Annotated in this window: 10 protein-coding genes and 1 pseudogene; 9 read left to right on the forward strand and 2 right to left on the reverse strand. The window is 62.5% G+C overall.

What is annotated here, in order from left to right; all coding sequences use genetic code 11:
* Positions 1 to 547: leucine zipper domain-containing protein (locus tag CXY71_RS01405; protein ID WP_146072703.1), on the reverse strand; the 547-nt coding region annotated here is incomplete at its 3' end.
* A 135-nt stretch (positions 548 to 682) separates the two neighbouring features.
* On the opposite strand from CXY71_RS01405, the pseudogene CXY71_RS22285 reads away from it, so the two are divergent.
* The 9 genes and pseudogenes from CXY71_RS22285 to CXY71_RS01450 form a co-directional block, all read left to right on the forward strand.
* Positions 683 to 829: pseudogene (locus CXY71_RS22285) on the forward strand (helix-turn-helix domain-containing protein); the annotation flags it as partial.
* 217 nt (positions 830 to 1,046) lie between these two features.
* Positions 1,047 to 2,489, forward strand: coding sequence for an FAD-binding oxidoreductase (locus tag CXY71_RS01415; RefSeq protein ID WP_104133943.1), 1,443 nt, complete (start codon positions 1,047 to 1,049; stop codon positions 2,487 to 2,489).
* Between the two features lie 90 nt (positions 2,490 to 2,579).
* Positions 2,580 to 3,524 carry a zinc-binding dehydrogenase gene (locus CXY71_RS01420; RefSeq protein WP_158252934.1) on the forward strand — a complete coding sequence of 315 codons (945 nt, stop codon included), beginning with the start codon at positions 2,580 to 2,582 and terminating at the stop codon, positions 3,522 to 3,524.
* Positions 3,521 to 5,068, forward strand: coding sequence for a xylulokinase (xylB, locus tag CXY71_RS01425; RefSeq protein WP_104133945.1), 1,548 nt, complete (start codon positions 3,521 to 3,523; stop codon positions 5,066 to 5,068). Before CXY71_RS01420 ends, xylB begins: the two co-directional genes overlap by 4 nt.
* A 42-nt stretch (positions 5,069 to 5,110) precedes the next feature.
* Positions 5,111 to 6,448 carry an ABC transporter substrate-binding protein gene (locus CXY71_RS01430; RefSeq protein WP_146072704.1) on the forward strand — a complete coding sequence of 446 codons (1,338 nt, stop codon included), beginning with the start codon at positions 5,111 to 5,113 and terminating at the stop codon, positions 6,446 to 6,448.
* A gap of 94 nt (positions 6,449 to 6,542) precedes the next feature.
* Positions 6,543 to 7,457 carry a carbohydrate ABC transporter permease gene (locus CXY71_RS01435; RefSeq protein WP_199184148.1) on the forward strand — a complete coding sequence of 305 codons (915 nt, stop codon included), beginning with the start codon at positions 6,543 to 6,545 and terminating at the stop codon, positions 7,455 to 7,457.
* A 31-nt stretch (positions 7,458 to 7,488) separates the two neighbouring features.
* Positions 7,489 to 8,292 carry a carbohydrate ABC transporter permease gene (locus tag CXY71_RS01440; protein ID WP_199184150.1) on the forward strand — a complete coding sequence of 268 codons (804 nt, stop codon included), beginning with the start codon at positions 7,489 to 7,491 and terminating at the stop codon, positions 8,290 to 8,292.
* A gap of 30 nt (positions 8,293 to 8,322) precedes the next feature.
* Positions 8,323 to 9,147 (forward strand): SDR family NAD(P)-dependent oxidoreductase, encoded by an 825-nt coding sequence (locus tag CXY71_RS01445; RefSeq protein WP_104133948.1) that lies wholly within the window; start codon positions 8,323 to 8,325, stop codon positions 9,145 to 9,147.
* 6 nt (positions 9,148 to 9,153) lie between these two features.
* Positions 9,154 to 9,927 carry a GntR family transcriptional regulator gene (locus tag CXY71_RS01450; RefSeq protein WP_104133949.1) on the forward strand — a complete coding sequence of 258 codons (774 nt, stop codon included), beginning with the start codon at positions 9,154 to 9,156 and terminating at the stop codon, positions 9,925 to 9,927.
* A 70-nt stretch (positions 9,928 to 9,997) separates the two neighbouring features.
* On the opposite strand, the gene CXY71_RS21660 is transcribed toward CXY71_RS01450, so the two are convergent.
* Positions 9,998 to 10,966: a recombinase family protein gene (locus tag CXY71_RS21660; RefSeq protein ID WP_233204323.1), complete on the reverse strand. Its 969-nt coding sequence runs from the start codon at positions 10,964 to 10,966 to the stop codon at positions 9,998 to 10,000.
* Between the last annotated feature and the right edge of the window lie 184 nt (positions 10,967 to 11,150).

Genomic DNA, 11,150 nt, shown 5'->3' on the forward strand with positions numbered 1-11,150 from the left:
GGTGGGTAGGGCTTGGGCATGATGACATCTTTCCAGTGAAGACGAATCTCCACAGGTCAGGAGTCAACCAAACCAGGGGCAATCCCATGCGTCCGAGCTTTTTGACGTCGATATGCACCATCTCGCCCGGGCGGGCGCGTTCATATCGGTTCGCCGTGGCGCGGGTGGCGCGAATCTTTTCACCGGTCAGCGGATCGCATTCCCAAAGCGCCGGAACGTGGTGGCGCGCCAGCACTCTCGACACGGTCCGTGCGGGAACGCCGGTGTCGGCGGCGATGCGGGCCGGGCCGGTGCGCAGGCGGGTGCGCGCCTCCAGAACGGCCGCTTCACGTTCCGGGCTGGTTTGTGTTGGCATTACGTGTAGTCGCGACGACCGATCGCTGAGATCCGCGACACCCTCGGCACGGTAGCGGCGCACCCACCGATACGCGCACTGCCGAGAGATGCCGAGTTCCTTGGCGACGTGCGCCGCCGGACGACCGCCGAGAACCCTTTCAACCAGCAGAGCCCTTCCGCGAACGTTCAACCGGGCATTAATGTGTGACACGAGGACCTCCGTTGTGTAGTGAGACGTTGAACATCTCCACTAAGCACCGGAGGCCCTCCCTTTTTCACCCCCTTAAGTCACTAACGTCATGGCCGGGTACACCTAGCTGCTGTCCGGACCAGAGGTCACTTTCCCGGCCGGAAATGCCTCATGACAGACAGCAAGATCGCATCAGCCATAAAGCTGCTCGAAGCAGGTATGACACCACCCGAGGTTGCGCGTGACCTGGGCATGTCCATCCCTACGTTGTACCAGTGGGTCCCCGCCAACGGAACGTCGTAACTTCAGCCACTCCCCGAGCGAAGTATTCCGTGGCGGTCAGCGGTCGCCATCGAAGTCTTACCGTGGGTATTTATTCCGTTAGGTGAGCTGACCCCAGTTCACTCGAACAGTTGATTTGAAGCGCAAGCAGATATATAGTTGTCTATACAAGGAGACGATGACATCTGCTCTCAGTGGTGCTTCGTCGTCCCTCATATACGAGGACAGGACGGTATAGGTGGAACATCTCACCGGTTACGCATTGGAGCAATTCCGCACCGAACTTGAAGACGTGGTTGGCGTTGACCATGTGAGCGCTGATGAGGACGTGCGTAAGCGCGCGTCGATCGATCAGTATTGGGCCACCTTCATGTGGCAGTCCAAGGGCGCTGAGATTCCGCTTCCCGATTTCGTGGTCTACCCGCTGACCACCGCCGAAGTCTCCCGGGTGGTGCGGATCTGCAACACTTATAAAATTCCGGTGATCGCCCGCGGTGGCGGCTCCGGAACGCAGGGCGGCGCGGCAACCCTGTTCGGCGGCCTCTGCCTCGACCTCGGTCGCATGGATAAGGTACTCGACGTCGACGAGAAGTCGCTGATCCTCACCGCCCAGGCCGGCATCAACGGGCGCGTGCTGGAGGACTACCTCAACAAGCGCGGCTTGATACTGGCGCACTACCCGTCGTCGGTCGATATGGCGTCGCTCGGCGGTTATTTGGCGGCGCGCGGCTCGGGTGTGATGTCGACCAAATACGGCAAGGCCGAGGACATGGCGATCTCCATGCAGGTGGTGCTGGCTGACGGCACTGTTCTCGATACCCTCACCGTGCCGAACCACGCGGCTGGCCCCGGCCTTCTTTCGCTGTTCATTGGCTCCGAGGGAACCTACGGAATCATCACTGAAGTGCGGATGCGCCTCGATCCGCTGCCGGAGACGCGGCTGTTCCGCGTGTTCGAGTTCCCGACGATCGAGGACGGTCTGGAGGCCGGGCGCCAGATCATGACCTCCCGCGTCGTGCCCGCCGTGATCCGCCTCTACGACCCGGCAGCGACGGAGAAGGCGCTGACCGCGGTGGGCCACAAGCTGAGCGGCGTCAACATGGTTGTGATGGTCGACGGTTTCGAAGATATCGCGGCTGCTCAGATGGCCCATATCCAGCGGATCGTCGAGAGCAACAAGGCGACCGACCGGGGTGAAGAGGAGGGGCGGCACTGGTGGGAGCACCGGTATGACTTTTACCGCCCGCCGCTGCAGCCGGCCTACCCGCAGCTCTACGGCACTACCGAGACGGTGACCACCTACGACCACATCGCTGAGCTTTACCGAGCGAAGAAGGAGGCGGTCGAGACGAATTATGCCGAGTGGGGAGCCCGATACACCGCTCACTTCAGCCACTGGTACGCGTGGGGCACCATGATCTACGACCGGTTCTACATCGACAATCCGCCGCAGGACGCGATGGAGTTGCTGCGCCTGCACAACCAGATCTGGGCGGAGTGCTCGCGCATCAATCTGCGTCACGGGGGAACCTTGAACGAGCACCACGGTATCGGTCACAAGCTGGGCTGGCTGATGCGGGAGCAGGGCGGCGCCGGATTCGAGGTGTTGGCGGGTATCAAGCGCCTGCTCGACCCGCGCAACATCCTGAATCCGGGCAAGCTCGGATTCGAGGTGAACTGAGCCATGAGGTCACTTTCGTACTCTGCACGGTCGACCATTAGCTACGAAGAGGTCGAAACGCCAGCTGAACTCGACGCCGATGAGGTGCTCGTGCGCCCAGCGTTCACCGGCATCTGCGGCACCGATCTGCTGATTTGGCACAATGGCCACTCCCGCGCAACGCCTCCCGTGATCCTCGGCCACGAGTTCTCGGGCACAGTGGAGCGCATCGGGGCGGGCGTGACGAACTTCGCACCCGGGGATCGTGTCACGGTCGAACCGCTCCTGAACTGCGGCGAGTGCGAGCCGTGCCGGCGTGGCGACTACAACCAGTGCGCGAAGCTCCGGCTGCTCGGCGTCGACGTTGACGGCAGCCTCGCCGATCTGGTGCTGGCTCCGGAATCCCGCGTTTTCCGGATTCCAGACTCTCTGTCGCTGCGCGACGCGGCGTTCATCGAGCCCGTCGCCGTCGTCGCCCACCTGATCGCTCGGGTCGGCGGAGTCCAAGACGGCCAGGTGGTGTTCGTCGCGGGTGGTGGTCCCATCGGCCTGATCGCCGCCGAGCTGGCGCAACGCGCCGGTGCGCGCGTTTTCGTCGCCGAGCAGAACAGCTTTCGCGCGGGGACCGCCGAGCGCCTCGGCGCCACCGTGGTACGCGACCTGATCACGGCCGCGGAAACGATCCGCGAGCAGACGGGCACTGCTGGTGCCGACATCTGCCTCGAGGCCACAGGCGTCGAGATCGCACTCCAGGCGTGCATCGACGCAGCGCGCCCAGGCGCGGTGCTCGGCGTCGTCGGTCTGCCGAAGAAGGTGCCCGTGACCGACGTCACGCAGATCATCACCAAGGAGATCGATCTCCGGGGCAGCCGGGTTTACACCCGCGTCGACTTCGAGCAGGCCGTGTCCTACGTCGCCGAGGGGCAACTGACTCTCTCGGAGCACATTACCCACGTGATGTCATTCGAGGACGCCATCGCCAAGGGGTTCGAGGCTATTGAGCGCGGCGAGGCGATGCTGAAGGTCGTCATCGACCAGGAATCGGCCGGCGCATGACCTCGGCGCGGTTCGTGATCGGTGTCGACAACGGCACCGGCGGCTGCAAGGTGACCGTGCTGCGCAATGACGGCGCCATCGTCGCCGAGAGTTTCCACTCATATCTCAGCCACTACGACGAGCCGCGCTGGGTCGAGCAGGATCCCGAGGATTGGACGGATGCGGCGTTCGCCGGTGTACGGCAGGCTACCGCGAGTCTCACCGACGACGAGCGGGCGCGGATCGACGGAATCGCCTTCTCCGGACCGCACCACACCGGTGTACTGCTCGACGAGCACAAGCGCCCCATTCGGCGGGCCATCCTCTGGAACGACCAGCGCGCAGACGTCGAGTCGCGCGAGCTGATCGAGCAGCACGGCGAGTTGATCCACTCCGTCGCGCACAACACTCCGGCGCCGACGTGGACACTGTCGCAGTTCCTATGGCTTTCGAAGCACAAGCCTGAAGAGTACGCCCGGACGCGGCACGTCTTGTTCATGAAGGACTACGTGCGCTGGCGCTTCTCGGGCGAGATGGGGACCGACCCGATCGAGGCCGGCGGCACGTTGTTCTTCGACATCGGTCGCGGCGAGTGGTCGAAGCAGCTGCTCGACTTGATCGGCCTTTCGCCGGCCGTTCTGCCGCGAATCTTCCGCCCGACCGACGTCGTCGGCACGTTGACGGCGGAGGCCAGCGAACGCACCGGTCTGCTTGAGGGCGTCCGCGTGATCACCGGAACGGCCGACACCGCCGCGGAGGTATACGGCGCGGGCGCGGTCGAGGTCGGGGACGCCGTCGTGAAGCTTGCCACCGCCGGCAACTACACCGTGATCGCCGAGCACGTCGGCGACCCGTCCGTGATCTCCTACGGGCATCCGGTCGAGGGGCTTTTCTATCTCAACAGCGCCACGAACTTCGCCGCGGCGTCGTTCCGATGGTTCCGTGAGACGTTCTTCCCGGAGCTGGCGGAGACCCTATCGTCTGACGAGTTGTACACACGGATCAACGCCGAGATCGCGGCGGTTCCGGCCGGTAGCGACGGGCTCGTTTTCCACCCGTTCCTGAACGGCGAGCGTTCGCCGTACTGGGATTCCCGGCTCCGCTCCTCGTTCATCGGCCTGACCAGTCGGCATACCCGCGCGCATCTGGCGAGGGCGGTGATGGAGGGGGTCTGTTTCTCCATCCGCGACGCGGGTCTGGTTTACGGCGACGTCGCACCGTCAGTGGGCGCCACCGTGCGGCTCATTGGTGGCGGCAGCAAGAGCGACGTATGGACGCAGATCGCCGCGGACGTCCTCGGGATGACGGTGGAGGTGCCGGCCTCCAGCGAGGCGTCGTTCGGCACGTGCCTTCTCGCCGCGACAGCTTCCGGCTGGTACTCGGGTCTCAAGGATGCGGTCGCGTCGACGCAGCGCGTCACCAAATCCGCTTCTCCGGACGCTCATCGGGCTGCCCGCTACGACGAGCTCTTCGGAATCTATCGAGACGCAGTGACGGCACTTACAGACGTCACCCACAGACTGACCCGATTTCAGGATGAATCGGTCGGAAAGGCCTTGAGTTAGTCCCGAGGCGGCACCAGCAGTAACTACCAATGGAGGTACAAGTTGCGACACAAGAGAATGCTTGGCGCGGCCGCGGTTATCACGGGCACAACGCTAATGCTCACCGGCTGCCTCGGCGGCGGCGGAGAAGCCAGTAACGAGGGCGGTGACTCCGGTAAAACGGTGATCCGCATTGCGTCTGCGGAGTCCGCCGAGCCGGTGATGGAGGTGCTCCGCGAGGCTGCAACGGAGTACGAGGCCGAGACCGGCACCAAGGTCGAGGTCGAGGCGATTCCGCTGACAGACATCTACACCAAGGTCAACAGCGTGGTCGGCACGTCGAGCGAATACAGCGCATTCCTCACCGGCTTCTTTGGCCACATTTCGTTGTTCCAGGGTGAGGACCGGTTGGTCCCCGTCGACGACGTAATCGAGGAGCTCGGCGGCGTCGAGGACTTCTACGACGGTCAGACGCTGTTCCCGATCGATGGAGACACCTACTGGATCCCCTTCGACTACAACCTGGCCTTTGGCATCATCCGCACCGACTGGCTCGACCAGGTGGGCATGGAGATCCCGACCACCTGGGACGAGCTGCTTGCCGTTTCCGAAGCCTTCGACGGTCTCGGTGATGACAAATCCGGACTGATCATGCCGCTGAAGGCCGACGACTCCTCCAACTGGATCACTAGCCAGGTGCTGTGGGCCAACGGGGTAGAGATCTTCGACGATGATTGGAACGTCATCATCGATGAGGGCGAGATGGGGGAGCGCACAACCGAGTCGCTCGCGATGCTGCAGGAGATGTACCAGTTTATGCCGGACCGCGCGGACAACGCGAGCTATGCCGACATGATTGAATCGTTCGTGGGTGAGCAGGTCGGCATGAGCTTCTACTCCGGTCGCATTTTTGACAGTATTATAGCGCAGGATCCGGCGATGCTCGACAACGTCGAGATCTTCGGCTTCCCGATGGCCGATGGAGACGGCATCGCAGCGAGTCTCGGCTACGACGGGTGGGGCGTGTTCAACACGGACCACGCGGACGAGACCAAGGAGTTCACCACCTGGTTCTACGAGAACAAGCTCGTGGACATGCTGGCCACCGCGCCGTTGCACTACCAGCCGGCGCAGAAGTCGATTTTTGAGCGGGAGAACTATCAGGCGATCCCCTCGATCGCCGAGTATGGCGAGGAATACATGCTCCCGCAGGAGGACTTGCTGACCGAGGCGCACCTGCACTCGATCGACACCGACGGCCCCGAGCCTGACGCCCGCCAGGGCGAGCTCTTCCAGTCAATGATCTTCCCGCAGGCTTACCAGCGGGTGACCCTCGGTGGTGAGAACCCCGTCGAGGTCACGAAGTGGCTCGGGGACGAGATCCGATCGTTGCTCGAATAGCACCCAGCTGATCAGCCACTGCCGTTGATGCGGCGTGGGGACGGGGTAATCCCCGGCCCCGCGCCGTGCTCACTGCTCACCAGAAGCGAGTCTCATGGAACAGCGCGTCAAGAGGAAAGACCTTCCATTGGTCCTCTCCTTCATGCTTCCGGGCATCATCCTGATGGCGGTCCTCGTCATCCTGCCGGTCATCCTCATCGTCCAATACAGTTTGTTCGAGGCGTCCGGCTTTACCGGCGCCGCGGAGTACGTTGGTATGCAGAACTACGTCGACGTCTTCCAGGACGATCGCTTCTGGTCAGGACTTGGCAACACCTTCGTGTATGCGATCGGAACGGTCGCCCTGCAGGTGGTGATCGGGATCGTCATCGCTGTGCTCCTCAACGAGGCGTTTCCTGGAAATCAATTCGTTCGCGGCGCCGCCGTGGTTCCGTACATCATCCCCGTCATCGTCGTAACGATCGGTTGGGAGTGGATCCTCGACCCCGACGTCGGGATGGTGAACACCTTCCTGGGCGGGTTCGGGCTCGAGCGGGTGCAGTTCCTCTCCATGGACCTCGCTATGCTCACCAGCATCGGCTTGTCAGTATGGTCGTGGACCCCGTTCGTGACGCTCGTGTTTCTGTCAGGACTGCAGACGGTTCCGGACGAGCTGCACGAAAGCGCGCAGATGGATGGCGCCGGCGCCTTCCGCCGCTTTTTCACCATCACCATCCCGATGCTGACCGGTTTGATCGTAACGATCGTGCTGCTGCGCGGCATCTGGATGTTCAACAAGTTCGACCTGATCTACCTGCTGACTGGAGGCGGTCCGCTGGAGCGGACCGAGACCCTGCCCGTCTACACCTACATCAGCATCTTCAAGATGTTTGATGTCGGCCACGGTGCGGCGATCGCGGTGATCTCCTTCGCGATCATGCTCGTCGCCATGCTGGTCTATCTGAAGATCTTCGACCGCGACGAACAGAGTCCGCGTCGCCGGTTCCCGTTCGCAAGGAAGGGTGCCTGACATGCGCCGCAATCGGACCGTCAAACGCATAATGCTCATCGTCGGCGGGTTGGCAGTTCTCCTGTTTACCCTTTTCCCGATCTACTGGATTGCCATCTCGGCGCTGCGTGGCCCGAAGAAGTTCTTTTCGGACGCAACCGTACTGTGGCCGACTGAGTTCAGCCCTTATTACTTCGAGCGCATCTGGAACTCGACGAACTTCCCCGTTTACTTCCTCAACAGCTTTCTCGTCGCGCTAGTGGCGACGGCGGTCACGATCGTGCTGTCCACCATGATGGCCTACGTGCTCACCCGGTTCCGGTTCCGCGGCAGCCGGCTCATCCTGAACTCGATGTTGCTCGGCTACATGCTGCCGCCGATGCTGCTGGCCATCCCGCTCCTGGTGGTCTTCATTAGTCTGCGAATCGACGACACGCTGCTTGGGCTGTCGATTGCGCATATCGCGATGTCGCTGCCGTTCGGCGTGTGGATGTTGGTGAGCTTTTTCAAGACGATCCCCTTCGATTTAGAGGAGGCGGCATGGATCGACGGTGCATCGCGGCTGAAGACGATCACCAAGATCATCCTTCCGCTCGTGATTCCCGGAGTGATCTCGGTCGGCGTCTTCACGTTCATCGTCTCGTTCACCGACTACGTTTTCGGCCTCATGCTCATCTCCTCCGATGTCAACAAGACGGTTCCGGTGGGGCTCGCAACGATTGCAGAGTCGACTACTCTGCTGCAGGGTGACTTGCTCGCGGGCGCAACACTCATCGCGATTCCGATGGTGGTGCTGTTCTCGTTCGTCACACGCTACTTCATCAAAGGTCTGACCGCGGGTGCGGTCAAGGGCTGATCTGGGATCGGCCGGGAAAGGAACAGTGCAATGAGCGGGTTCGGGCTTGAAAGAAAGATCGCGGTCGTCACAGGGGCGAGCAGCGGCATCGGTGCCGCGGTGCAGCAGGCGTTCCTCGACGAGGGCTGCCGGGTGGCGAACCTCGACATCACGACACCGCCGCCGGTGCAGCCGGGCGGCCAAGCGGACGACCAGACGGACGGCGAGCGGAGCCTCTTCGTCGCCACCGACGTGACGAGCGACGAGTCGGTGTTCGATGCCGTCGCGGCGGTCGAGGAGTGGGCCGGTGCTGCCGACATCCTCGTCAACTGCGCCGGCATCATCGCGAAGCAGCCCGTGGACGAGACCGACTTCGCCACCTGGGATCGGGTATTCGATGTGAATTTGAAGGGAACCGTGCGTACCATCCGCGGCTTCACACCGCAGCTGACCTCGTCGGGAACGTATGGACGGATCATCAACCTCTCTTCCATGACGGCGAACTTCGGGCTGGAGACGTATTCGCCGTACTCAGCTTCCAAGGCGGCGGTGAGCAATCTCACGAAGGTTGCGGCCCTCGAGCTTTCACCGTTTGGGGTGACGGTGAACGCACTCTGCCCCGGCTGGGTAGACACCCCGATGGCGGCGAGCGGGCTCATCGCCCACCTCGCGAAGCTCCACGGCATTCCGGAGGAGGAGGCGAAGGAGCGGGTGCTCGCGTTCATCCCGCAGCACCGCTTCATCCGGCCGGCCGAGATCGCGCATGCGGTGCTCTTCTTGGCGAGCCCGCTGGCACAGGCGGTCAGCTCGACGGAGCTCCGCATCGACATGGGGCTGACGCAGACGTTCACTCCCGGCTTCCACCAGGTCCGCTAGGATGTTATGTTAGCCGCAGAGGATGCCAGCCTTGGAGCGAAGCCGGAGGCAATGGGACAGATGGCCCCAAAGGAGCCCAACTACACCTACATCGCGCGCACGGTTCGGCAGTGGATCCTGCACGGCGAGTATTCGGCAGGCGATAAGCTGCCGTCGGAAGAGGCGATGTGCAAGGAGTTCGCGGTCTCGCGGATGACGGTCCGTCAGGCGCTCGCGGAACTCGTTAACGCCGGCCTTATCTATCGCGTGAAGGGTATCGGCGCGTTCGTTAGCACCGGGCAGCTCGAGCGTGACCTTAACTCGATCACAGGGTTTCACGAGGAGTTCCAGAACCTCGGCCTGAATCCCGAGTCGCGGGTGCTGGTGAGCGAACGCCGACTGCCGACCAGATACGAGCAGCTGCGGCTCGGGCTCACCAAGTACCAGTTGGTGCGGTTCGTGCGCCGCATCCGCTACCTGACCGACGTGCCGATGGGGGTACAGTCGCTGACCGTTCCGATTCATGTCGTCCCCAGTATCGAGAACATCGATCTGGAAACCACATCTTTCTATCGGCACCTTCGCGATGTCGGCGTCCCGCTGGAGCGCGCGGATCAGAACATCAGCGCCGTAGTGGACGCCGAAGTCGCCGCGCTGATCGATATTCCTACCGACATTCCCTATCTTCGGGTCGAGCGCACCTCGTTCGTGCGCGGGAATCTCGCCGCGGAGCTCCTGGTTTCGTCGTTCCGGGCTGACAAATACTCGTACCACGTGTCGTTGACGGGAGAGGACAGATGACCGCCTCGAACCATAGGGTGATCGCGCACTATTACGCGGAGCGTGGACGGGCAGGCGAGGTGGTCGTCTTCTATATGCCAGCGAAGATTTCGAGCGGATCGGCCGTGGGCGCATCCTGCCGCCGCTGAACTATTAGAAAATTGAGGAGTACTCGGTCGAGAGGCAAGGGCAGGACGGTGCTGGGTCGGGTGATTGCCGAGCGGGCGGCGCCCATCGAGCACCTCGCGCAGCAGGTCCCCGACCGTGCGAAGTACAGAGGCGATGGGATCGTCGGCAGCGTGCGGGTGGGTGTTCCTGACGAATTCGGGGTCAGCTTCGTGACTCCCGCCCTCGCGGAGCTCGTGGGGGGGTGAATTTGTCGAGCATCCGCAGCCAAGGTCGTGTGGCGTGTGGTGCCGATTCTCTCACCGTCATGTAGCTGCGTTCGGGGACGCACTCTCCTCTTGCCGCAGCGGACGAAAGCGGCATAGGGTTTGGCTAGGTGTCGGTAGTTCGTGGGGCGGGTGACGCCGAATTCTTCGGCGATGTGTGCGACGGTGCGGGCTCGTTTGCCGTCGGCGTCTTTCTCTTCATACAAATCGCGGGCCAGTCTGACTTGGCGGGGTCCGAGTTTTGGTTTCTGTCCACCGGTCCTTCCGCGGGCGCGGGCCGCGGCGAGTCCGTCGCGGGTCCGTTCGGACATCAGGGCGTGCTCGAACTCGGCGATGGAGCCCAGGATCTGGAAGAACATCCGCCCGGTGATGGTGGACGTGTCGATGCCCTGGTCCAAGACCACCAAATCAACCCCGCGCCCTTGGAGGGTGTTGGATAATTCGATGAGGTTTTCTAGCGACCGGCCGAACCGGTCGAGTTTGGTCACCACGATTTGATCGCCGGCCCGGTTAGCCGAGAGTAGAGCCTTGTCGAGTGCGGGCTGGGAAGAGAGTGTTCCCGAGGCTGTGTCGAGGAAGACCTGTTCGCAGCCGGTCTCGGTCAGGGCCTCGTGTTGGGCTTCGGGGTGCTGGTCCCGGGTAGAGACCCGGCCGTATCCAATTTTCATACAGCGACGTATCACCAACCTGGTAGCAGGTTACAGAGGCGAGTACACGGCAAGCATTACACAAATCACCCCATGTTTCCGCGACCTACTGAACCTGTCCCAGAGTGTCTTGCGAAGGATCGTTACCAAACGCCACCCGTCACAGACCTGAGCGTCGAATATTCGACGAAGTCTCAAACCACCC

It is taken from the genome of Cryobacterium sp. Y62 (assembly GCF_002929785.1).
Classification (GTDB): domain Bacteria; phylum Actinomycetota; class Actinomycetes; order Actinomycetales; family Microbacteriaceae; genus Cryobacterium.